Annotated in this window: 21 protein-coding genes; 3 read left to right on the forward strand and 18 right to left on the reverse strand. The window is 30.1% G+C overall.

The window, feature by feature from the left end; all coding sequences use genetic code 11:
- Positions 1-44: 44 nt before the first annotated feature.
- From HGI79_RS22690 to HGI79_RS06155, 11 genes are all read right to left on the reverse strand, one after another.
- A complete protein-coding gene (locus HGI79_RS22690; RefSeq protein WP_241428153.1) occupies positions 45-1,220 on the reverse strand; it encodes a Ger(x)C family spore germination protein in 1,176 nt (391 codons plus the stop codon).
- Positions 1,217-2,323 (reverse strand): endospore germination permease, encoded by a 1,107-nt coding sequence (locus HGI79_RS22695; protein WP_241428154.1) that lies wholly within the window; start codon positions 2,321-2,323, stop codon positions 1,217-1,219. The genes HGI79_RS22690 and HGI79_RS22695 overlap by 4 nt, the downstream gene beginning before the upstream one ends.
- A gap of 16 nt (positions 2,324-2,339) precedes the next feature.
- On the reverse strand, positions 2,340-3,800 hold the full coding sequence (locus HGI79_RS06115) for a spore germination protein (RefSeq protein WP_185649781.1): 1,461 nt from the start codon (positions 3,798-3,800) through the stop codon (positions 2,340-2,342).
- Positions 3,801-3,842: 42 nt separating this feature from the next.
- The gene (locus HGI79_RS06120; RefSeq protein ID WP_185649782.1) at positions 3,843-4,037 is read right to left on the reverse strand and encodes a CLC_0170 family protein; all 195 of its coding nucleotides are present in this window, start codon (positions 4,035-4,037) and stop codon (positions 3,843-3,845) included.
- A 345-nt stretch (positions 4,038-4,382) separates the two neighbouring features.
- On the reverse strand, positions 4,383-5,225 hold the full coding sequence (gene ispE, locus HGI79_RS06125; protein ID WP_185649783.1) for a 4-(cytidine 5'-diphospho)-2-C-methyl-D-erythritol kinase: 843 nt from the start codon (positions 5,223-5,225) through the stop codon (positions 4,383-4,385).
- A gap of 147 nt (positions 5,226-5,372) precedes the next feature.
- Positions 5,373-8,003 carry a cyanophycin synthetase gene (gene cphA / locus HGI79_RS06130; RefSeq protein WP_185649784.1) on the reverse strand — a complete coding sequence of 877 codons (2,631 nt, stop codon included), beginning with the start codon at positions 8,001-8,003 and terminating at the stop codon, positions 5,373-5,375.
- A 28-nt stretch (positions 8,004-8,031) separates the two neighbouring features.
- Positions 8,032-8,886 (reverse strand): cyanophycinase, encoded by an 855-nt coding sequence (locus HGI79_RS06135; protein WP_185649785.1) that lies wholly within the window; start codon positions 8,884-8,886, stop codon positions 8,032-8,034.
- A 174-nt stretch (positions 8,887-9,060) separates the two neighbouring features.
- Positions 9,061-10,623: an SPOCS domain-containing protein gene (locus tag HGI79_RS06140; RefSeq protein ID WP_185649786.1), complete on the reverse strand. Its 1,563-nt coding sequence runs from the start codon at positions 10,621-10,623 to the stop codon at positions 9,061-9,063.
- A 349-nt stretch (positions 10,624-10,972) separates the two neighbouring features.
- A complete protein-coding gene (locus HGI79_RS06145) occupies positions 10,973-11,209 on the reverse strand; it encodes a Veg family protein (RefSeq protein WP_185649811.1) in 237 nt (78 codons plus the stop codon).
- A 199-nt stretch (positions 11,210-11,408) separates the two neighbouring features.
- Positions 11,409-12,293 (reverse strand): sporulation peptidase YabG, encoded by an 885-nt coding sequence (gene yabG, locus HGI79_RS06150; protein ID WP_185649787.1) that lies wholly within the window; start codon positions 12,291-12,293, stop codon positions 11,409-11,411.
- Between the two features lie 580 nt (positions 12,294-12,873).
- Positions 12,874-13,890 (reverse strand): CotS family spore coat protein, encoded by a 1,017-nt coding sequence (locus HGI79_RS06155; RefSeq protein WP_185649788.1) that lies wholly within the window; start codon positions 13,888-13,890, stop codon positions 12,874-12,876.
- 114 nt (positions 13,891-14,004) lie between these two features.
- Here HGI79_RS06155 and HGI79_RS06160 point away from each other — a divergent pair, with 114 nt between their 5' ends.
- Together HGI79_RS06160 and HGI79_RS06165 are read left to right on the forward strand one after the other, a co-directional pair.
- Complete coding sequence (locus HGI79_RS06160; RefSeq protein WP_185649789.1) at positions 14,005-15,129, forward strand: glycosyltransferase family 1 protein; 1,125 nt, start codon at positions 14,005-14,007, stop codon at positions 15,127-15,129.
- 141 nt (positions 15,130-15,270) lie between these two features.
- Positions 15,271-15,762, forward strand: a complete 492-nt coding sequence (locus tag HGI79_RS06165) for a YajQ family cyclic di-GMP-binding protein (protein WP_185649790.1) — start codon at positions 15,271-15,273, stop codon at positions 15,760-15,762.
- Between the two features lie 488 nt (positions 15,763-16,250).
- Here HGI79_RS06165 and HGI79_RS06170 read toward each other — a convergent pair whose 3' ends face one another.
- The 4 genes from HGI79_RS06170 to HGI79_RS06185 are packed head-to-tail and all read right to left on the reverse strand — an operon-like array spanning position 16,251 to position 19,296.
- Entirely contained in the window at positions 16,251-17,270 is a 1,020-nt protein-coding gene (locus tag HGI79_RS06170; RefSeq protein WP_185649791.1) for a CotS family spore coat protein, read from the reverse strand.
- A gap of 12 nt (positions 17,271-17,282) precedes the next feature.
- A complete protein-coding gene (locus HGI79_RS06175; RefSeq protein WP_185649792.1) occupies positions 17,283-18,044 on the reverse strand; it encodes a spore coat protein in 762 nt (253 codons plus the stop codon).
- A 21-nt stretch (positions 18,045-18,065) separates the two neighbouring features.
- Positions 18,066-18,263, reverse strand: a complete 198-nt coding sequence (locus HGI79_RS06180; RefSeq protein WP_185649793.1) for a hypothetical protein — start codon at positions 18,261-18,263, stop codon at positions 18,066-18,068.
- 25 nt (positions 18,264-18,288) lie between these two features.
- Complete coding sequence (locus HGI79_RS06185) at positions 18,289-19,296, reverse strand: CotS family spore coat protein (RefSeq protein WP_185649794.1); 1,008 nt, start codon at positions 19,294-19,296, stop codon at positions 18,289-18,291.
- 188 nt (positions 19,297-19,484) lie between these two features.
- Here HGI79_RS06185 and HGI79_RS06190 point away from each other — a divergent pair, with 188 nt between their 5' ends.
- A complete protein-coding gene (locus HGI79_RS06190) occupies positions 19,485-20,606 on the forward strand; it encodes a glycosyltransferase family 1 protein (protein ID WP_185649795.1) in 1,122 nt (373 codons plus the stop codon).
- 194 nt (positions 20,607-20,800) lie between these two features.
- Here the strand turns inward: HGI79_RS06190 and HGI79_RS06195 are convergent, their stop codons facing one another.
- The 3 genes from HGI79_RS06195 to larC form a co-directional block, all read right to left on the reverse strand.
- Complete coding sequence (locus HGI79_RS06195; protein WP_185649796.1) at positions 20,801-22,072, reverse strand: ABC transporter substrate-binding protein; 1,272 nt, start codon at positions 22,070-22,072, stop codon at positions 20,801-20,803.
- 62 nt (positions 22,073-22,134) lie between these two features.
- Positions 22,135-22,881 carry a nickel pincer cofactor biosynthesis protein LarB gene (gene larB, locus HGI79_RS06200; RefSeq protein WP_185649797.1) on the reverse strand — a complete coding sequence of 249 codons (747 nt, stop codon included), beginning with the start codon at positions 22,879-22,881 and terminating at the stop codon, positions 22,135-22,137.
- A gap of 39 nt (positions 22,882-22,920) precedes the next feature.
- Positions 22,921-24,204: a nickel pincer cofactor biosynthesis protein LarC gene (larC, locus tag HGI79_RS06205; protein WP_185649798.1), complete on the reverse strand. Its 1,284-nt coding sequence runs from the start codon at positions 24,202-24,204 to the stop codon at positions 22,921-22,923.
- Between the last annotated feature and the right edge of the window lie 219 nt (positions 24,205-24,423).

Raw genomic sequence — 24,423 nt, forward strand, 5'->3', positions numbered from 1 at the left:
ATATTATTGACAGCTATTTTTATTGTATTCACTCTAATTTCACTTTATTTTGATACACCTATTCTTCTTATATTTGAACGAACCTTCACATGTATAACTGCATTCTTATAAATTTCATCCCACTTATCCTTAATTCTGTTCCACGTGTTAGGATAGTACTTTTCCACATATTCTCTAAATCCTACAGGATCAACATTTAACTGTTTTTGCGTAATCTCTATTACTTCTTCGCATTCTTTGCTTGTAGCTATGCTAAGATTTTCCTCAAGGTAACTTAACATATTCTCCGAAAAAATATCTTTATTAATATAATAGTCTTTTACTTGACCTTCAAGTTCTAAATTTACATTAAATGCAATTTTACCATTTTCACTGCTCATAGTTATCTTTCTCTTTAGATTATCAATAGAAACGTCTATAGGGTGATTTTCTTTGTATATTACCTTTCTTACTCCTCTAGCTGTTCCTCTTAACATCTGCAAATTCGCAGTTTCTATTGGATTTAAATCTCCAACTAGCTTATAATTTTTAATTAAGCTTACTCCTGATACCTTAACTTCTTTTTTATCCTTTTCTATTTCAAGCTTAGGAAGCATAGCATTACCATTTTGATTTAACAGTACAAGAAATTCAGTTAGAGTTACTGGTAAAATAGATACGTTTCTTTGACTATTCTCTACTAAACCACTTATATAACTTTCGATATTCTTTTCCATGCTTGGTTTAAACTTTATGAGATCTTCTGCATGACCTTCTGATAAAACTATATACATCATTTTATTTAATGATGGTTCTCTTTGTAAATAATCAGCAACTTCTTTTACAACCTCAGTATGAGTCATTAAATCTTTACTTAATATTAGTAGCTTTATATGACTAAATTTTAAATCCCTACTACTCCTTAGCCCTGCATTATTTATTACATCTACCATAGAGTATCCATCAGAGTTTATGTATATATCTTCTGCACTTACTCCTTTTTCAGGCCCTAGTTTACTTATATCAGGTGCTCCAAAAGTAACATGGAGCTTCTTTAAATCCATGCCAGTGAAAGGTTCATCAGGTCTCAAATCTTTCATTTCTTTCTCTTTATCAATCTGTTCACCTACATCTATTGCAGCAGCAGATATAAGACTTTTTCTATCTATTTCAATTTTATCCCAACATCCACTTAGTATTATACACATCAAAATTAAGGATAAAAGTTTTTTTAATCTCATTTCCTACTTCCCCCCCTTTTAATTCCCTTTCTTAAAGGAGTAACTAAAATAAGCATTAAAGGAAGTATAACTAAAATAAATAATGAAAATAAAGGCATTATATTATCATTTGCATTATAAATTTCGGCTATATTCTCTGGGTACATGGCTATAGCATATACAAATGGAGCCACTAAAACAGATGCAACTTTTATATCTTGCAACCTAAACATGTCTTTGACTATATCAGTACATAAATAATAAGAATTGGAGAAGGTAGTAAAGTAGAATACTACCCACAATGCCATTACTACCCCTTCCCACCTTTCTATGAATGCTCCAGGTATATATATTGATTGAATCATAGTAATAGTAGGCCATAATAGCACTTTACTTTGTTCTTTTGAAAATATTGCTAATGTAAACAATACTATAACAATATAAAAAGCAGTTATAAAACCTACAGCCTTTAGTGCAGCTCTTGGAACCTTCTTTCTATCTTTCATAAATGGAGTTAACATATAAATAATTTCAAGTCCTCCAAAACTATAAACAGTACCTTTTAAGCTTTTTAAATATTCAACAGGTTTGTTGGCTAATATGGGAAATATGTTTGTAAGATCTGTTTTATTTAAAGTAAGAATAAGCACTATAATTATAGGAATAAACATTATCCAAAAACTAATTTCATTAAATTTTATTAAAGCATCTATTTCTCCTCTTATAAGGTAAACCCCTGTAAGTATGGTTATAATTAATATAAACTCTGTTGGTGTTTTTTCCAGCAAATACATCTTAATGACTTCTACAAATACTCTCATGCCTAATGATACTGATGCCAAGATAGATGCTACAAAAATTAAAGATAAAACTATGCCTATAAGCCTTCCAAAGTTATCATCTACAATTTCATAAAACTTTTTAAAGTTATTAATCTTTATAGCTTTATATGAAATATGTATCAATATATAACTTAGAAATCCACCTATTATAGTTACAATCCATCCACCAGTACCAACCGCTTCCGCCATATTTCTTGGATAAGAGAAAATCCCTACACCAATCACAGTTACAACAATGCTTGCAAATAATCCATAAGGCGTGACAAATTCTTTATTATTCATAAAAGATAAATCACCTCTATTTCTGTCTTACTTTATCTCCCGTATCCATATATTCTGGTCTCTTCCTAAAAAAGCCTATAGGAAGTCTTATATACATGTCTTTAAAATCATTTATATCTGGATTTACTACTGGAGCTAGATAAGAAACTCCAAAACTTTTTAGCCGTACTAGGTGTATAAGTAATATAATTAATGCAATCATTATTCCGTACAATCCAGCAATTGCAGCTGAAATAATCAGCATAAATCTCAGTATTCTAAAAGCTAAAGTCATTTCATAGCTTGGTGAAGTAAAGCTAGTAATAGCAGTTACTGAAACTATTATTATCATTATAGGGCTTACTATTCCTGCAGTAACTGCTGCCTGCCCAATGATTAATCCGCCTACTATACCAATAGTAGCACCTATGGCTTTAGGTAACCTTGCTATAGACTCTAATAAAAATGCAAGACTAACCTCCATAACTATAGCTTCAATAAAGGCCGGAAAAGGAACCCCTTCTCTAGATGCAGCTATAAAGTATGCCATTTTAGTAGGAATTATAGCTGTATGGAAGGATGTGACTGCTACATAAAGGGCTGGAAGTGTCAAAGAGACTAGAATTGAAAAAAATCTTATTAATCGTAACACTGATCCATAAATCCATCTCTGGTAATAGTCATCAGGTGACTGAAACAGATTTGGCATGGTCACTGGTACAATTATAACAAATGGTGAGTTATCCACTAGTATAGCTATTCTTCCCTCATATAAAGCTGCAGCAGTTACATCAGGTCGTTCAGTACTCTGAACTTGTGGAAACAGAGACCACTTGCTATCCTCTATGAGCTGTTCTATATATCCACTATCAAGTACTGCATCTATTTTTATTTTTTCTAGTCTTTTAAATACTTCTTCTAGCATATCTTTATTTACAATATCATCAATATACATTACAGCAATGTCAGTTTTAGATCTTACTCCTAGGGACTTAGGTACTACCTTAAGCCTTGTATCTCTTATTCTTCTTCTAACTAAAGCTGTATTAAATCTTATTGTCTCAGTAAAACCTTCTCTAGCCCCTCTTATTACAGTTTCTCCCGATGGTTCAGATACGCCCCTAACAGGCCAAGCACGAGAAGCTATAACATAGCATACATCTAATCCTTCAATAAACATAAGCGTATCTCCTGAGAGCATTGCATTTATACCCTCACTAAGCTTCTCAACTTCTCTTATATCTGAAACCGTTAAAATTCTATCCTTTATTTCATCTACTTCAGTTACACTAGAACCTATAACCATAAGAGTTTCAAGAACAAAGTTATTTAGTAATAGTTTATCTGCCATTCCATCTATGTATATTAGTGCAGATTTAAGATTGCCTGAATAAAAGTTTCTGAATACTACATCAGAGTTATCCTTTAATAATTCTTTTATGTATTGAAAATTTTCCTCAGTTTTTAAGGATATGGAGTCTCTTATATCTTCTTTCAACAGTCACCACTTCCTTTTTATTATGTTTAATTTATAAATATTTTACGCGATATATTTTGTTATCAAATATAATGTTAGAGCAACTACAATAGAAGCTCTACCTATAATCTTTGCTTTTCTAGCCATATGATTTATCTTAAAATTCTTAAATCTTCTTGAATCAATAAACCCTACTACAAATCCTTGTATAACCATAAGTATTAAAAAGTACTTATCAAATAATCTTATCAATCTCAATCTATCCACTCCTAACTCTATAGGTAACCATAGGTTATTTTTATCTTTTTAAATCTCATTTATTCATATAACCTAAACAAAAGAGATGATTTATAGGTAAAAACCTACAAATCATCTCTTTTTCCGTTTTATCCGATGACTACCCGCTCTAATACTCCCATCTTTATAGGAAACTCATCTTCCTTACGTCAGATGAGTACTCACAGAGTAAGCGACCATATGAAAATCACAGATTTTGTATGTCTGCTTAACCGATTCGCACAAAATCACAGATTTTGGCTCTCTGCTTAACTGGGAGTAAAGAGCGGCTACGTCCATGGATTGGTTCAACTAAAATCCATTTTGTTAAATTGTTCTTGTTATAAAAACTTCTTTGTACTTTCTTTTCATTTTATCATAACAATTTTGAGCCTTTAACATATCCTCAAAAAAACCAAATATTGTAGGACCACTTCCACTCATTAATGATCCTATTGCCCCTAAATTAATCATTTCATGCTTTATACTTTTTAGTATAGGATGCTTTCTAAGGGTGACATTTTCTAGAACGTTTTTCATATTTTTATTAACTTTAAATAGGTCATTTTCCTCAATAAGTTCTATTAAAAAATCTGTATCCGGATGCCTTCTAATTCTCTCTAATATTAAACTTTTATAAACATCCTTAGTGGATACCCCAAAAGAAGGCTTAACAACTACTAAAATGTGATTTTTAAAAGGTTTTAGTATAGTTATTTTTTCTCCTATCCCCTCACAAAGAGCTGTTCCTCCTAATATACAATACGGAACATCTGCCCCAATTTTAACACCAAGCTCCATTAATTCTTTATCTTGTATTTCCGGCTTGAAAATATCCCTCATAGTCTTTAAAACCGCTGCAGCATCAGTACTTCCACCAGCAAGTCCCGCTGATATAGGGATATATTTTTTTAAGTAAATATCTACCCCTGTATCAATTTTATATGTATCCATAAAAAGACTAGCCGCTTTATATGCTAAGTTTCTTTCATCAGTGGGAACATACTCTTTATTACAGGTAATGTTTATCCCACTTTGCACTCTTGTAATATTTAAAATATCATATAGATCTATTGTTTGCATTATCATTCTTAGTAAATGATAACCATCTTCTCTTTTTCCTACAACATCTAATGATAAATTAATTTTAGCATAGGCTTTCACTAACATTTTAATCCTCCAAGAAATAATTTAATACCACTAAAAAATAGTATAATACATGATTAAAATTAAAGCTATACTTTTAAGTTTGTAATCCTTATAAATAAAGTTTATAAGTTACTTACTCAAAAATATAGCTTTAATATAACATGTTGTTTATACCATTGCTGCAGACTTAATACTAGATTTAATAGTACTCTCTTCAATTTTAGCTTTAACTAAATCTACTAGAGGTTCTAAGTCTTCAAAAAATATTATAATTAAATCTCCTATTCTAGCACTATTTATAGCTTCTTCTAAGGCTTCTTTTTCATCAAGTATTACTTTTATTTTTTTATTATCAAAACTAGATTTTAAAACTCCCTTTTCTAGCATTGCAGCTATTTCTCCTGTTTTCCTACCTCTTTTATCTTTATCTTCTTTAATATATATATAATCAAAGTTATCTCCTGATATTTTTCCTAGTTCTTCTACACTACTGTCACTTCTATCTCCTGGAACACCTATTATACCTACCAATCTATTATGCTTTATATCTTTAGCTCCCTTAAGTACAGCTTTATATCCTTCTATATTATGTCCGTAATCTAGAACTACTGTAGCTCCATTTACATTATACATATTGAATCTACCAGGATTGAATTCTGCATTACCATAAAAGTCTGTTAACCCTTCTTTTATAGTAGCATAATCTATATTTAAACCAATCAATGCAGCGCAAGCTGCCATTGCATTTTCTATATTATGAATAAGTTTTCCGCCTACTGTAATTTTTATATCTTTTACTCTTACTATAGAATGTACTTCTCCATCTTTCTCTAAATATATAATACCTTCTTCAGTATATATACCATATCCACCCTTATTTATATTCTCTTTAAGCATAGAATTAAGCTTATCCTTAGAAAACATAATTATATTACTCTTCACTCTTTTTATTATACTTGCACTAACAGCATCATCTGCATTTAAAACCACATACCCATCTTCCTTTACGGCTTCTCCCACAAGTGATTTAACATAAGCTAAATCTTCAATGGTTTCCACATTATCTATTCCTAAATGATCCTCTGTAATATTAGTTATGACCCCTACATCTGCCAAGTCATAGGCTAAACCTTTTCTTATTATTCCACCTCTGGCCGTCTCTAATACTGCTGCATCTATTTCTCTATTTGTGAGAACTGTTTTAGCACTATAATATCCTGTAGTATCCCCTTTACTTATACATTTATTATTTATATATATTCCTCCAGTAGTTGTCATTCCAACATTGTAACCGGCTTTACTTAAAACGTGGCCAATTAATCTTGTAGTAGTGGTTTTACCATTAGTTCCAGTAATAGATACTACAGGTATGCTCTTAGAATCATTTTTAAACATCATATCCACAATAGTACCTGCCACGTTTCTGCTTTTACCATAGCTTGGATATTGATGCATTCTTATTCCTGGAGCAGCATTTATTTCTATTATTACTCCCTCTTTATTTAGAGGTTTACTTATATCTGGGCAACAAATATCTATTCCACATATATCAATTTCCAATGTCCTTGCAGCTCTTTCACATATATCTATATTTTCTTTACAAATTGTATCAGTGCAATCTATAGCTTCTCCACCTGTTGATAAATTTGCATTTTCTCTTAAAACTACTTTTTCTTTATCTGGCAGAATAGATTCTAAACTATATCCGCTTTTTGATATATATTCTTTAAGTTCATCATTTACTTTTATTTTAGTCAGGTTTTTTTCATGATCTTCTCCCCTTCTAGTATCTTCATTTATTTTACTTATAAGTTCTTTAATGGTACTTATTCCGTCGCCTATGATATAAGGAGGAATTCTTTCTGCAACAGCAACAACTTTACCGTCTACTAAGCAAACTCTGTAATCCCTACCTGATATATATTGTTCAAGTATTACCTCACTAAAATTCTTAGACAGTATCCTGTATGCATTTAGTGCCTCTTTTTCATTTTTTATATTTACAAATACACCTTTGCCTTGATTACCAAATCTCGGCTTTAATACTATGGGATAGCCTATTTTTTCTGCTTTAAACATAAGTTCTAAACTGTTTCTTACTATACATCCGTAAGCCACAGGTAAGCATTGATTATAAAGTATTTCTTTAGTCAGTAATTTATCACAGGAAATATCTACAGATATTGACCTCGTATTATGTGAAATAGTAGCCTCAATAATTTTACTATATTTTCCATACCCTAATTGAAATATGCTTCCCTCCGCTAATCTCATAACAGGTATTTTTCTTTTTTTAGCTTCTTCGATTATAGCAGCAGAACTAGATCCTAATTCTTCGTTTCTTAATATACTTTTTATTGCTTCTAATTCAATATTAAAATCAAATTCTTTTTTATCTATTAAGCAGTTAACTAACTTTACTGCCATCTTACCTATTTCTACTGCTGTATCTTTGTAAATATATTCATATATTATGTAGTATTTATCACCTTCTATTTCTCTAGATTTACCATATGCTACATCTAAATCCAGAATATTTTGAATACCTAGTATAATGTGTTCACACACATGTGAAAGATAAGTACCTTCTTCTAATCTTTTCCTAAAACCATGGTCTTCATCTATACCACATCTATGCTTATTTAATTGAGGCATTATTTCTAGTAATTTTTCATTAAATCCTTCTATATCCTTAGTAGGAATATCTCTATATCCATCTAAATCTACGCACATTTTTATACATTTTCTATGAGAATATATATTTCTACCTTCAAAAATTCTAAATTCATCAATTTTCATCTTTGCGCAAATTGTCCTCCTCTTTTTCTCATCGGCTCTGTTGTTCTACATTTTTATATTTTAATTGTTGAAATCTTTCTCCACACTGAGCTTCTTTTTTACTTAAATCAAACTTATCTCCAGATTTCAGAACAGATAATCTTAAATTAAAAATAGATAAGTTCTCATCTGGATACTGTTCAGATACATTACTATGTGTTATATTGCTTCCGTCTATAACATATACTGCTCCTGACCCTATAACTTTGAATTCGGCATCATCACTAACTACAATAGCCGTATCCTCATCTATTCCTATACCTAAGCTTTGAGGATTTTCAGCTATTCCAACTAATAATCTTCCTATTCTCCCCCTTTGTGCAAAATGTTGATCTATAATTACATCTTTAATCAAACCTAGTCCTGGAGCCATTTTTAATGTGCACTTCTTAGGCGAATCATCACTTGGTCCAGTAACTACCATAGTATCACTCATAACAGATGCACCAGCAGAAGTACCCACAAAAACACACCCAGATTTATATAACTCCTTCATTTTAGTATAAAGCGGTGTACCACCTATCAAACTCGTTATTCTAAGCTGATCTCCACCTGTGAAAAAAATTAAAGAAGCATCATCTATAATTCCAATATTATTTTTATCATAAGCATCTTCTCTTTCTATAATATTTAATATATTTATATTTTTAACTCCAAGACCTTGAAATATATCTTTGTATTCATGACCTAACTCTTCAGGTAATTCAGATGCAACTGTTGCTATAACAAGGTTATCATTTTCTTTATCTAACTTACTACACACTTCTTTTAGTATAAATTTATCACCTTTTTTATCTTCTGCTCCTCCTATTATTATTAAATTACCTTGTAGTTTTTCTTCCAATAGCATACACCCCTTCTAATGGATATTTTATATTTTTTCCATATTTTAAATTGTTATACATAAATAAAACTTCAGTAGTTGGGCTACCGAAGTTTATGTTTATCTTATATAGGTTTTTTTATACAAATTCAATAAGTTTTGAAAGCTAAAGATATATAATTTAAATTAGATATCTTATATTATAGCTCTTCCAGGTATAATAAGTTTATCTCCAGCTTTTATTACATCTGGATCTTCTATAGAATTTAATTTTACTAAGTCATCTATAGTTGTGTAGTACTTCTTAGAAATCTTCCAAACTGTATCCCCATGTTGTACTACATAAATTGTAAGACTGGCTTTCTTTTTAGGCAATTCTCCTTCTACAGGTACTACATCTACTAAAAACTCCTTATGCGTAACGTAGTTTACTCTTCCATATACATTAACTAGAGCCTTTATAGCTATAGTATTAGCTTCTATGGATGCTTCTAAGTTCTCTAAAAATACTTTAGCAACGCTTTGCATATCAATTTTACATCCTGGTATCTCTACCGAAGAACTAAATGGTATTTCTTCACTGACTGTATATACAGGCTTTTTTTCATCATTAGTTTTATATAATACTTGAGTATTTAATACTCCATCCATTATAAGCTTATCCTCAACCAACTTCTTATCTGTTATACATACCTTGCCACAACTCATAATAATTTCGGATACCTTAGGTGCATTATTATCTAGTTCTATACTAGCTTTTACTATAGCCTGATTAGTTGCGTGTCCATGCATTACATTTAGCTCATAATCCTTTTTATTCATATTCATCAAGGATGATGGAGAATAGGCATCTTCTATAATATCCATCTCTTCTTTGTATATAACTTTAGTATTAGATTTTATTAAAGCCTCTATATCAACTATCCTATTTTCTCCTAAATCATCCTCTTTAATATTAAACTCTATTGCATCAACCCTAAAATCTGTGTAGCTATCCATAGTTGGATTTACACCTTCTAAGTCTAGTTCTTTACTTATAGTTACATCATCTTCCACATAAATTATATCTTTGGTATCCTTGCCTCTATATAATAAAGTTATAAGCGCTGAAGCCTCTACTTCAATCTTTCCTTCTAATATTCTAACATCTTTTCTACGAACATTTATGTCACGTTTAAGTATACTACCTATTTGCGGATTTTCTGCAGGTATTTGTATATTAGATTTTGCTACTAAATCTCCTGATACCGTACCAACTATTTTATCTATAGTTGCTGGGTTTTTAAGCATTTGAACATCCTTAGATCCTGTAACATCTTTAATTACTTCAAACTCATAATTTTTATATACTTCTGCCTTCAAATTTATAATACCTTCAACTGCTATTTTTCTTTCGTTAACTATCATGCATTCTATATGTTCAATATAGCAACCAGAATCGCCTAGCATTTTATGTTCTGCACCTGTAATTTCTACATAATTTGAGAACTTACCTACGTAAGTTGTACTATAAATGCCTGTACCTTCATCTTCTTTAGCTAAATAAAGTACTGTATACTCAATTTGACCATCTACAAAAACCTTATCTTGTATAACCTCGGTACTTACAATAGTTGGCTTAGCATCAAGCATTAAAATTTCAGTTACATCTGGATGAGTATCAGGTATTACATACTCCGCTTTTACTACTGTATTAGAAAAATTTTCACCGAGTAATTGTTCACATTCTATATTTTCTCTAATTAAATCTAATGCCATATTACATATCCCTCCCATAAAACCTACTATTTATTTATATAACTTTCATAAGAGAAATATGATAAATTTAAATAGTTTATTTAGTTAGATTAACATATAAACTACTAGTATTTTATTACAATATTCTTCATTATTTTTAATATCTTATTTAATTAATGCAATTATTATGTCTATTAATATTGACATTTGCAGAATTTTGACGTAACATTAAAAATGGTTGTTGACCATATAACCTCTCATAAATTCTCAATACCCTTTTATACCATAGTTGAAAGATGGAAACCCACCATCTTTCTTTTATTTATGTTTATGATAGAAAAAAAGTCAGTACTATAATATAGTACTGACTTTATACAGCAAAAACCAATTGGACAGTCTTAGTTAAGACGTCTGAATAGCTATAAGTCACTTTCCTTTGGGTGTCGTTATCTAATCTAATTACAAATATACTAGGGTAGGCCTTTTCAATTATTCCTTTATTTACAAAAATCTTTCTTCTGCCACCATTTGCTTTTAGAGTTACCTTGTCGCCAACATGGTCTTCAATATTTTTTCTGATTGAAGCCAATACATTTATCTTTTCCACATAGAACACCCTCTTTCCACATTTTATATTATATATCTTAATATATATAATGTCAAATAAACTTATTATTTTATCAGTTAACAATTTGTTTTGTCAATATTAATTTTTTGTTAACGAAAATAAATATTAATAATGTCACTACTTTAAGTATTGTGCCCTTAAGTTATTCATATATACAATATATTTTAAAATTTAAAAATTATATATACTGAGACTTAGGAAATCCTTCCCTATACTTACCTCTAGTTTGAAGACCTCCAATACCTTTAATTCCTGTAATAGTGTTTTCAAGCCCCTCTTTTATTGACACTACTTTTTCTATATTAGAATAAGCTATTTTTTCGCATAAAAATACAGGATCTAGACAATGTATAAGTACCCTACTTGGAGAACTGGCAAAATTAGCACCAGCATCTAATATAGCTTCATAACATGATTGACATGCTCCAGCAAAAATAACCAAGTCATCATAATTAGATTCGTAACTCCTAAGCTCTGATACAGCTTCAACAAAATACTTAGAGTTTTTATAGTTGTTTAAATCAGTGTAATCTACTAGACCTTTTGCTATAGAATCATGACCTGTTATTACGACTATATCTGGTCTAAGTTGTTTTACTAGATCCAATATAACCTTAGGTTGTTCTTTTTCTGAAACATGCTGGCCAACCACATCAAGCATTAACTGTTTATATACCTTAAGACATACGTCTAAATATTCTATATCTCCATCTACGTGGAGTATCTTTCCCGGTCTTCCAAAAGCTAATTCATTATTCAAAGATGGCTTAACTACCCTAAACTCGCTTCTGTATCCCTCACTACTTCCTCCTCTATAACCTGACCTTTTTATTAATATATTTTTTATTGAATTGTTAACTTTTTTATTAAACATTTCCTCACTTCTAGTTGCTAAGTTATCTTTAACAGTTTCTAAGTCATCTTCAACAGCATCTGCAATTATCCTTAAATTTATTCCTTTTAATGAATATATAATATTATTTCCTTGTTCTTTGATATCGATAATTTTAAAAGTAATATCTTTTCCATAAGATTTTCTTACTACTACATCACCTATTTTCATATTATACATCTCCAAATTAGAAATCCTGATTATATAATATGCCCTTAATCTAGTTATAGTGAATAGTTTATTACCTATCTGATGTTAACCCTTAATTATTATAGGGGGCCTAACTTGAAACTTAACTTATACGTAGGAATATGTTGACAAAACTGAAGCACATTTAAAAACTTTTTTATCAGTCTTAGTGAAGTGTTTTAGAAAATCTTAGAACCTTATATATGGTGAAAAGCCTGAATGGCTTTTCACCATATATAAGGTTCTTTTAAATCTATTATGAAACTACTCTTCCTATGGTCAGAGTAGTACTCACAGAGTAAGCCACCATATCAAAATCACAGATTTTGTATGTCTGCTTAACCGATTCGCACAAAATCACAGATTTTGGCTCTCTGCTTAAACACGAACTTTAGACTGATTAAAAGTTTTAACGTGCTGAAGTTTGGCAACATATTCGGTGGTGTAAGTTAAGTTTCCACCCTAGCACTCTATACCTGCCTATGTCTCTAAATTTAGGCAGGTGAAAAACAAAAATAGGCACTGTCATAGTATTAACTGTGACTATGTGCCTATTTTAAATTTAAGTTGTACTATCTTCTTTTTGTTCATATACTCTCTTAAAATCATTGATAAAATCTATATACTTTTCCTGCTCAGAAATTAGTTCCTCTATCTTGTTATTAAAGGTATTTGAAGGCCAATTTGTTTCATTATAGTAATATCTATTAGCAAGCCTCCAAAAACGCTGTGGAAATAATAGAAACGCAAATAATATTCTATACTCTTCTTCTTTTAATTTGCTTACCTCGTTATAGGAATTAATAATTAGCTCGGCAAATTCAATGTTCCAATTGGATCTCTTTAATACCTTTATTATAAAATTTGATATATCGTATGTTCTTATTTCTCGTTTACAATAATCAAAGTCTATTATATTAACATTTTCCTGGTTATCAATTATTATATTATGGTAGGTATAATCGTGGTGACAAAAACCTTTTTCCTCTTCCGTTATCCTACATAAATCCATATAATTTGAATTTGATAATACATTAATAGCTCTTTTACCTATATCTTTATAAAACTGAACAACTTTTGTGTAGTTTAAATCAAAGTTAGCTTTATTACTCTTCTTTCTTCCCATATCTTTCATCTTATCAAGAGATTTAACTCTTTTCTCCATAAGATTAGGCCATCTTCCTAAATCAGTCTTTAACTTACTATTATCAGGTGGTTCATAACCTTTCGATGCTAAATGCATATAAGCTAAACTTTTAGATGCTTCTATTAAATCTTCTCTACTCTTAAAATCACATTCTCTTCCTTCGATCCATTCAGAAAGAGTATAAATATCTTCGTTAACAAGGGCATATGGATTTCCTTCCATATTTATACAATACCTATCCACTCTTGGAAAACCATTATTTATTAAATGCTCTTTAGCCCCATATACAAATAAGAGCTTTTGAGTACCATAATTTATTTTTTTTAGACATTTCAATCCCTTGTCTGTTTTGACGAGATATACTCCTCTATTAGGCTTTATGCTTTCAATTTTGATGTCAAATTGTCTTTCTATTTCAAATTCTCTCATCATGTTAATCACCCCTATATAATTTATATGAATCATTCATTTAATTTAGAAGATTATTAACACTTTTAAATTAAGTTTAATATAATAAATTATAATAAGTTCGAAAGGGATAGTTGTATGCAGATAGGAATCGATGGACGTGCAGCTAAATGGTATAGGGGAACGGGAATTGGAACTTATACTTACCAGCTAATAAATTATTTAAATAAAATTGATAATATAAATAACTACTCACTTTTTATGCCCGAAGAAAGTAAACATGATTTATGTTTTAAAAATAACTTTAAATTAAATAATATTACAGAAGGTAAAAAAGATAACTTTTGGGATGAAGTTAACATTCCTAATATACTTAAAAATATGAATATAGAACTTTATCATGTCCCTCAAAATGGAGTTGGACTTCCTGAAGAAAAGAACTGTCGTTTTGTTATTACTCTACATGATATAATTCCTCACAAGATGCCCGAAACTGTTGGTGAAAGATTTTTAAAAATCTTTCGTGAAAACATGCCTAATATAGTAGCTAAATGTGATGGAATAATTACAGTTTCTGAGTATTCAAAGAATGATATCGTTAATTTTTTTAGTTTTCCAAAGGATAAAGTATATGTAACCTATTTAGCAAGTGAGGATATATACAAACCTTTAGACAAAGAAACAAGCTGTGACCTTGTAAGAAGATATTATTCAATAGAAGGGGAATTTATACTTTATGTTGGAGGTTTTAGTCCACGAAAGAATATAATTGGTCTTCTAGAAAGTTTCAGCAAACTTATATCTATTTATAAGAAGGATATTAAACTAGTTATCGCAGGTCAAAAAGGTAAATCTTATAGTACTTATAGGAATCGTGCTGGAGAGCTTAATATCTTAGATAAGGTAGTGTTTCCAGGATTTATTTCTATAAACCACTTACCATATTTGTATAATGCCTCAAAATTATTTGTCTATCCTTCATTTTATGAAGGTTTTGGACTTCCACCAATTGAAGCTATGTCTTGTGGAGTTCCTGTTATAGCTTCTAATGTTACCTCTATACCCGAGATTCTAGGAGAAAGTGCTCTTCTAGTTAACCCTAAAGATATAGATGAACTCTGTTATTCCATGCTTACTGTCTTACTAGATGATGAACTGCGTAAAAAATTAATTTTATCAGGCATAACCAAATCCTCTGAATTAAATTGGTCTAAAACCGCGATGGATACTATAGCTGCTTATAGTAAAATAATGGAGAACTAATTTATAAAATTTAGATAACGTTACTTTAATGGTTGAGGTATATTTATATTTCCAATAATTTTGCTTCAGCCATTATTTACTATAATATAAAATTTCATGTATAATAACATATGAAAATTTTTTAAGAAAGGTGGTTCACTCATGGCAAAGGATAGTTCTTTCGACATCGTTTCGGAAGTAGATATGCAAGAAATGGATAATTCAGTTAACCAAGCAATAAAGGAAATAAGCCAGAGATATGATTTTAAAGGGAGCAAAGCTCAAATAACCCTTGAAGAGGATTCACTTAAGCTAACGGCAGAAGATGATTACAAAATTAATGCTATGCTGGACATTTTAAAAGGTAAAATGATTAAAAGAGGTGTGTCTATAAAATCTCTTGATCCAGGAAAAATTGAAGGTGCTGCTGGTGGTACCTTAAAGCAGACTATAGAAATCAAAAAAGGACTAAATAAAGATAAGGCCAAAGAAGTAACAGCATACATAAAGAATTTAAAACTTAAAGTTCAAGCACAAGTTATGGATGATAAGGTTCGTGTAACTAGTTCTAAAAAAGACGATTTACAACAAGTTATTCAAGCTCTTAAAGCAAAAGATTTTGACTTAGATCTTCAATTTACTAATTATCGTTAGATCCTAATATAGATACCCACAGCTTAAATTTAACTTATACGTAGGAATATGCTGCCAAAACTGATGGCACTTTTAAAAACTTTTTTATCAGTCTTAGTGAAGTGTTTTTTGAAAATCTTAGGAGCTTTGATATGGTTGAAAGCCTAAATGGCTTTCAACGAGCGACTTATCAATGGTAATTGATAAGTTGGTCCGGACTGAGGTACGAGTTTATCAAAGATTCTTAGATTTTATATGAAACTCCTCTTCCTTACGTCAGAGGAGTAAGCGATTCGCACAAAATCACAGATTTTGGCTCTCTGCTCAAAACACGAACTTTAGACTGATTAAAAGTTTTTAACGTGCCGAAGTTTGGCAGCATATTCCGAAGTATAAGATAAATTTCGGGCATGGTTATCTATATTATTTTATATACTTAGAATTTTTATTAGTGCTTAGTCATTAAAAGATGCTGCTTTTATGCATTCTAAAGCAGCATTTTTGTTTTTTTAATTTATATTCTTTTTAAACTCACTTAAAAATTCTTCTCTTTCTTCCTTATAACTAACCTTCTTTTTTAATCTGTCTAAAAAAACTTCCTCTTCCCAATCTTTACGTTTTGTATAATAATCCTTTGCTATTGTGTAGAAGTCCTCTGGAAAAGTTAACATGGCATGAAGTACTTCTAGTTCTCTGCTGCTTAAAGTATTTTTAGTACAATAGTTATCTATTATTATATTAGCTTTCTCTATGTCAAATGCAAAGTTTTTTATGACTTTATTTATAAAATTACAAAGATCATGTACCTTCAAATCGATAATAGCATAATCGAAATCAATAAAGTAGGCCTCTTCATTCCTAATTAGAATATTGTGATAAGCCAAATCATTATGACATATTGTAATTTTATCTTCTTCACTACAAAGTTTATAGTAGAAGGATTCTTCCAGTAACCTATTGCTTTTCTTAATCTGTTCTATATGATAGTCAACACCATTAATAAATATTTCATCGAATTCAGTTTTATTCTCATGAATAGTAGCTATATTTTTAAAAAATTCCATTTCCTGAATTCTTCTTTTGGATGTATCTATAAGCTTTCCATTATTATATTTTGTATATAGATTAGTTTTAAATCCTTCTGAAGCACTATGAAGTTCTCCTAATCCACATGCAGCTATGCTTAAATCTATAGGGCTATTAAAGTTACACTCCTGACCTTCAACTATATCCATGACACAATACATATCTCCATTCCATATTGTGTATATTTCCCCATCTACTCCTTTTACAAAATCAACTATCCTAGGGAACCTTTCTCTTACATAACTTAGTACATTGTATATAAATTTCAGTTCTTCCTTAGTATACTCTAACCTTTTTAGTATCTTTTCTCCCTTATCAGTTGAGGCCATGTACACGCTTCTCATTGGTACTACATCATATACAGTCAAGTTAAACCTATTAAATAACTCTACACATAAATCATACTCATTTAAGTGCTTTCTCTCTTTATATCTCTCAAACATATTAACACCTCTTTAAATTAGGCTCTCTCCATCCACAATAATAGCTTTTTTTAGTTTCAAAGCATATTCTTCATCTGTCCAATTTTTAGCTTTTTCCCTATATCTATTACAATACTTAATAAACTCATAAGGATATGACATTATAGATAGAATAAAATCAATACTGTCATTGTTTAAGGATTCTAATTTACAAAAGTACCCTATTAAATTATAAAAATCTACTTGCGCTTTTTTTCTCTTGATTTTACTTAAAAAATATGCTAAGTCCATTTCCACCATATCATAACAACAATTATTTATATCTATAACTTCTATAGATTCTGTTTTTCTTAAATTATTAAAATACGTGTTTCCAAGACACATTTCTGCTTTTTTCATGCTTCTCATTATTAAATTCATATAATCACATTTATATATATTATGGATACACTTTTTTGCTCTTTCTAAACATGTATATCCATGCTTTAACATAAGCTCTTCAAACTCATTTTTTGCTCCGTTATCTTCAATATATCTTAAATGTTTTTCAATCCTTTTTATATAGATCTTATATTGTTCTATAACTTTCCAAATATTATTATCAATTCTTTTATTCATATAGCCTGTATATCCTAAGGTTTTTATGTGAAATTCACTTATAATTTCAACTTGGTTCTTTATAGCTGAATAGTCTATATTAAAATTTTCATCTATACTTTCAAAGCACTTTACTTGCTTTATACCCTTAGATTCTAAATACTTTACGAAGCACTCAACAGGATTAACACAATACACATCTAAACCTCCTTAATATCTTTACTTATGTCTATTTTTAAGTTCTTTTACCATCTTCCTCTTTTTTTTCTCTAGTTTAACAATTTCTTCTTTTCTTTTCTTAATTTTTTTTAATTGTTTTACTGATTCTTTAAGATTTTCTAATTCGTTTTCGTAGGATCTCAAATCTCTCTTTTCTATTTTTTTAACAGATTCTCTGGAATCCTTTTTGTGTCCCATACCTGTATCCCCTTTCTTGAAACTATCAATTAAATTTTATAAATCTGAACTCGTCTATAAATTCCTGTTTATCTTCTCTATCTTCGTGAAAATTCTTTAGCTTTTTCACAAAAAACTCCTCTTCCCAAGGTTGTTTTTCCCAATAGTACTGTATTCCCACTTGCCAATAATCCTGAGGAAATTCCATGAAGGCTGCCATTATAGGGATTTCCTCTGTACTTATTGTATTTACAACATTGTATGCTTCAAGAATAAATAAAGCGTTATCTATGCTCCATTTTCCATGCTTCATGCGTCTTATCATTAGACTTGCTAAATCATGTAAGTGAGTATCTAAAATACAGTAATCAAAATCAATAACATTAACTTCTCCATTAATTCCAATAAGAATATTGTGATTTGCATAGTCATGGTGGCAAAATCCCTTTTTTTTCATATGTTTACTAATTAATTCTACGTAGTTACCTTTAATTAAGTTTTCTATTGACTTTTCTACTCTACTAAGTTCCTCATCCATAAGACTAAGATATAGGGAATCAAATTCCGTTTTTTTGTCTTTTTTATATATACGGTCTCTAAAGTCTAATATTTCGTTTCCTCTGGTCTTAAAAGTTTCAAGCCACTTAAGCCAACCTACTCTAGGATTCATATTTTCTCCAACATTAAATCCCTGACTTTTTTTGTGTAATTCAGCTAGCTTTGATGCAGCTATCAATATATCTACAGGATTATCATAATTACATTGCCGTGATGGAATCCATTCAGTTAAGTATGCAAAGTTACCTTCTAACTCTATATAATCCTTGTTATTTTTGGTCTTTGTTATTTTTGGTATATGCTTGAATTTATTGTTTTGAAGGTGTTTTATGGCAGATATAATAAATAAGAAATGCCCCAAATCATACTTTATTAATTTAAGGCAGTACTGATTATCTTCTGCATGGATCTTATATACATTTTTTATTTTTTCTATATAATTAACGTTAATTCCATAAGCATGGTTAACTGAACTTATTACTTCACATATATCCAAAACTCTTCCTCCAAGTTCTTACTATATTTTTATTATATGAATAACTACATATGTGTGTGCAAAGTGACACACTTTTAGCATAACATTAATAATATATAACTATAGTTATTTTTATTTATAATAATTATAGTTAAGACTCATTTTTAAATTTAGATAATAATTTGTCTTAAGTGGAGGTAGATATTTTTATGAAAATTGCTATTGACGCAAGAGGAGTCAACTGGTATAAAGGCACCGGTATAGGCACATATACAGATAAAATTTTAAGATATATGGTGAGCAAGCATAGAGAACATAAATATCATATATATTGGTCTGGCCCAGATTACGATAGTTATAAACACTCTAATACTAAAATAATCATGACATCAAACAAACATCATAAATTTTTTGAACAGAACTACTTCCCAAATAACTTAGCAAAAGAAAATGCAGATATATATCATATCCCACAGAATGGCATAGGCATATCAGAAAAGATTTTATGTAAAACAGTAGTAACTATTCACGATTTAATACCTTATATCTTGCCTGAAACCGTTGGCAAAGGTTATTTATCTAAATTTCTTGATCAGATACCTAAAATTATAAATATATCTAGTGGAATACTAACCGTATCAGAATGTTCAAAAAGAGATATACTTAAATTCTTTCCTATAGATGAATCAAAAATATTTGTGACACCCTTAGCTGCAGATGAGCAATATAAGCCTTTAGATAAAATTGATTCTATGAACATAGTAAAGAAACTTTATAATATAACTAAACCTTTTATACTATATATTGGGGGATTTAGTCCAAGAAAGAATGTAAAATCCTTAATTTCAGCATATTCCAAGATTTACAAAAATATAAAACAAGATTATGAACTTGTAATAATTGGTGCTACTAAAGAAGATGGAAACTCCCTAAAAAAGCTAATTGTTGATATGGGTATAGAATCAAAGGTGAAATTTACTGGATTTGTTACTGAAGAACTTTTACCCGTATTTTATAACGCTTGTGATGTATTTGTTTATCCTTCCTTATATGAGGGCTTTGGATTACCACCATTAGAAGCTATGAGTTGTGGTACCCCTGTAATTACTTCTAACATTTCATCTATACCAGAGGTGGTAGGCGATGGTGGCATTTTAATAGATCCTTTTGATGTGGATGAACTAGTGTCATCATTAGAAAAATTATTAAACCATGAAAATGAGAGAAAGAGCCTAAGCATGAAAGCCTTACAAAGAGCCTCAGAGTTTTCTTGGGAAAAAACTGCTTTGGCAACAGTTAAAGCCTATGAAAGAATTTTATATAAAGAATAGAATAAAACCTCCTAACTGCATTCCGATCCCAGTCAGGAGGTTTTATTCTTGATATTATTAATATCCCCATGATTAATCCCTACAAACTTATTATATATTATAATGGTATTCTTGTAAACGTTTTTCAAGGAAAAATATTTATTTATTAAATTTCTATTTGCAATTTAATAAATAAATACTTTATAAACTAGATATTAAGGTTGTTTTAATAAATTTTCATAATCTTTTTGAAGTGAATCTAATATCAGCTTTACATCCTTACTCTTTAAGTTATCTTCTGAAAGCTCTGCTTTAATAGCATCATTTATAATTGGAGAATAATTTACATAGTTTACAATTGATGCTCCTTTTTCTGACTGAGCAAATAAATACCACACCTTTTCTTCAAAGTAATCTGTAGTCTTATTAAATTCTACTAGATTATATATATGAGTATATACAGAAAAGTTTCCATAGTACTTTAATTCATCTATTTGTGTATGTTCATCAGTAATAGCAAACCTTATAAATTCCTTTACTAGCTTAGCATTACTAGTATCTTTATTTATCATAAAGTTGACTCCCCCAACTGTTGAATCATTGTTTCCACCAGGTTCAAAAGCAGGAAGTTTTATTACCCCCCAGTTCCCCTCGTTATCAGGTAACTTCACCATAAATTCATTAACAAAACATGGATCTGCTAAAAAAGTAAATACTTCGCCTTTACCAGCAGCTTTTATTGCATCCTCAGTAGATTTAAAATCATATACTAGTCCTTCAGAATAAAGCACCTTACATACAGCTAAGACTTTTTCCCACTGTTTTGAATTAAAATTCACTTTACCGTCAGCACTAAAATAGTATAATCCTAATTCATTAGCTAGAATCGTGTATATGCTGTTAGTCTCATCTTTTATATTACCTATAAATTTTTTATTGGTATCAACTTTTATTTTTTTACCCATTTCTATAAAGTCATTCCATGTTTTTATATCATTTATATTTATTTGCTCTTTTTCAAATATATCTTTTCTGTATAAAAGTATCTTTGGAGAAGAACTCCACGGAAACCCGTATATCTTATCTTTTACAGTCAAAATAGATAACTTATTTTTTAAAACTTTATCCTTATAAAAATTTGCGTCATCTGTAACATCCATAAAATTTCCTGGTAGCTTATTTACAAGGAACTGCACATATTGATCCTCTATGCAAAATGCATCTATATCCTTTTCTTTTATTCCTTTTTGTAGATCGTTATATAAGCTATTATTTTCTTTAATATTAATTTCTACTTTAGGATGAACCTTTTTAAAATTATCTGAAGCAAGCTTTAATTGGTTAACGCTTTTAGATGTTGCTGATATAGTAATTTTACCCTGAACTATGTCCTCCTGTGGAATACTATCTGTTTTTCCACAAGAAACAATTATTCCCATAATACTTATTAAAGTTAACACAGATAACCTTTTTAAAATTCTATTCATACAAACTCTCCTGACTGTGGATTTTATCCTGTTTTCCCTACTCTTTTTCTAATTAAAAGTTACTATAATTTATTTATCATACTAGCTATATAACCAGCTCCAAAGCCGTTATCTATATTCACAACACTTAATCCGCTAGCACAGCTATTCAGCATAGATAGTAACGCAGAAATTCCCCCAAAATTAGTTCCATAACCTACACTTGTAGGAACTCCTATTACGGGTTTATCTACTAACCCACCAATGACGCTACCCAGTGCCCCTTCCATGCCTGCAACAACCACTATAGCTTTCGCATCTCTTATTATCTGTATCTTATTAAACAATCTATGTATACCTGCAACTCCTACATCATATATTCTTTCCACTCTATTCCCAAAAATTTCAGCTGTTATTGCAGCTTCTTCTGCTACAGGAATATCCGAAGTTCCCGCAGTAACTATAGCAATATATGTACTGGTAATATCTACGTCTTTATTCTTTATAGTAATTACTCTTGCATCCTTGCTATATTGTGCCCTTGGACATATTTTTTTAACCTCTTCATAAGCTTCTTCTGACGCCCTAGTCCCAAGTATATTGTTATCTTTAGTAAGCATAAATTCTATTATACCCCTAATTTGTTCTGGAGTTTTACCTGCACAATATATAACTTCAGGATATCCAACCCTAAGCTCTCTGTGATTATCAATCTTTGCGTAACCTAAATCCTTAAATGGTAAATCCTCCAACTCTCTCAAAGCATCATTTACATCTATAACCCCACTTTTGACTCCCTCTAATAAAGCTCTTGTCTCATCCAAATTCATATTCTCACCCTCTTCTATTTTAAGTTCTATAAGAGTATACTAAATCTTATCCCATATTTCCCTATATATTTTATTTATGTTAACGTTATTTTCTAAGGCTACCTTTTTACATTCATCATATTCAGCCTTACACTTTATTCTTTTTCCATTATAGTAAGCACTTTTTACAGTAAATTCACCGTATATAGTAGTAACCTTTTCAAATTTTCTTTTAAGCATACTTCTTTGAGCTTTATATTTTCTAATACCAAGTGTAGTTGTTTCAGTTAATATTAATTCTTTAATTATATGTTCTTTATCACTGTGATATAGTACACTTAATTTAACTCCTGGTCTTCCTTTTTTCATAATTATAGGAGTTAAATAAACATCCAAGGCACCTTGTTTCAAAAGTATCTCTATTATATACTCATATAGTTCTGGATTCATATCATCTATATTACACTCTATAATATATACCTCATCTTCAACAAAATCTTCTACGGTATCTAGGCCCATAGCTGTTTCTATGCTTTTATTATCACTGCTTTCATTTTCTTCTGCTAAAAATACTCTTAAAACATTAGGGGTGTCCCCTTCATCTTTATTACCAATTCCATAACCTATTTTTTCAACTTTAAAGTTCTTCTTATCAGTAAACTCATCAACCAAGTATGATAAAATTGCAGCTCCTGTTGGAGTAGTTGCTTCAAATGGTATATTAGATTTTAGAGGTACATTCTTTAAAATTTCTGAAGTTGCAGGTGCGGGAACTGGAAGAACACCATGGGCACACTTTACGAATCCTGAGCCTACTTCTACTGTAGAACACTTTACCTTGTGTATATCTAAATAATCAAAACAAATAGCAGCTCCTACTATGTCTATTATGGAATCTACAGCTCCAACTTCATGAAAATGCACTTCTTCTAGGCTTTTATTATGTACTTTTGCTTCTGCTTCAGCGACTTTTCCAAATATCTTTAAGCTTATATCCTTAACATTATTGCTTAAACTGCTCAGGTTTATTAAACTTTCTATGTCTTTTAAGTTTCTATGCTGATGCTCCTTATGATGGTTAAGAGCATGCTTGTGCTGATTTTCGTGATTATGCTCATGATGATGATTTTTATGATTATCAATAATTGAGTTTAAAATTACATCAACTTTTGTTCCAGCGATTCCCCTTTTCACATCTTTTTTTATAACTATTTTATATTCATCAATATTTAATTTTGAAAGTTCACTAACTAAGTAATCTTTATCTACTCCAAGATCTATTAGTGCTCCTAAGTTCATATCTCCACTGATACCTGAAAAACAATCATAGTAAAGTATTCTCATATTCTCTTACAACCCCTCTCCTTTATTTTTCTAAAATGTACATTTCATCCATAATTTACCATTGCTATAGTTATATAAAAATATATTTAATTCATACTTATAATTTATATGCTCACTCTCAACCTTAATATTAAGCATTGAACCTATTTAACTAAGCACCAAGTTTAGTACATAGTGCATGTGATGCTTAGTTTCACTTTATATTCTATCATACATACA

This window comes from Clostridium sp. DJ247 (assembly GCF_014231265.1).

Bases quoted from the DNA above. Each gene is read 5' to 3' on its own strand.
- HGI79_RS06180 (WP_185649793.1), bottom strand. From the start codon at position 18,263: ATGGGACACAAAAAGGATTCCAGAGAATCTGTTAAAAAAATAGAAAAG.
- HGI79_RS06195 (WP_185649796.1), bottom strand. From the start codon at position 22,072: ATGAATAGAATTTTAAAAAGGTTATCTGTGTTAACTTTAATAAGTATT.
- HGI79_RS06165 (WP_185649790.1), top strand. From the start codon at position 15,271: ATGGCAAAGGATAGTTCTTTCGACATCGTTTCGGAAGTAGATATGCAA.
- HGI79_RS06160 (WP_185649789.1), top strand. From the start codon at position 14,005: ATGCAGATAGGAATCGATGGACGTGCAGCTAAATGGTATAGGGGAACG.
- HGI79_RS06170 (WP_185649791.1), bottom strand. From the start codon at position 17,270: ATGTTTGAGAGATATAAAGAGAGAAAGCACTTAAATGAGTATGATTTA.
- HGI79_RS22695 (WP_241428154.1), bottom strand. From the start codon at position 2,323: ATGAATAATAAAGAATTTGTCACGCCTTATGGATTATTTGCAAGCATT.
- cphA (WP_185649784.1), bottom strand. From the start codon at position 8,003: ATGAAAATTGATGAATTTAGAATTTTTGAAGGTAGAAATATATATTCT.
- larC (WP_185649798.1), bottom strand. From the start codon at position 24,204: ATGAGAATACTTTACTATGATTGTTTTTCAGGTATCAGTGGAGATATG.
- yabG (WP_185649787.1), bottom strand. From the start codon at position 12,293: ATGAAAATAGGTGATGTAGTAGTAAGAAAATCTTATGGAAAAGATATT.
- HGI79_RS06140 (WP_185649786.1), bottom strand. From the start codon at position 10,623: ATGGCATTAGATTTAATTAGAGAAAATATAGAATGTGAACAATTACTC.
- HGI79_RS22690 (WP_241428153.1), bottom strand. From the start codon at position 1,220: ATGAGATTAAAAAAACTTTTATCCTTAATTTTGATGTGTATAATACTA.
- ispE (WP_185649783.1), bottom strand. From the start codon at position 5,225: ATGTTAGTGAAAGCCTATGCTAAAATTAATTTATCATTAGATGTTGTA.
- larB (WP_185649797.1), bottom strand. From the start codon at position 22,881: ATGAATTTGGATGAGACAAGAGCTTTATTAGAGGGAGTCAAAAGTGGG.
- HGI79_RS06190 (WP_185649795.1), top strand. From the start codon at position 19,485: ATGAAAATTGCTATTGACGCAAGAGGAGTCAACTGGTATAAAGGCACC.
- HGI79_RS06155 (WP_185649788.1), bottom strand. From the start codon at position 13,890: ATGATGAGAGAATTTGAAATAGAAAGACAATTTGACATCAAAATTGAA.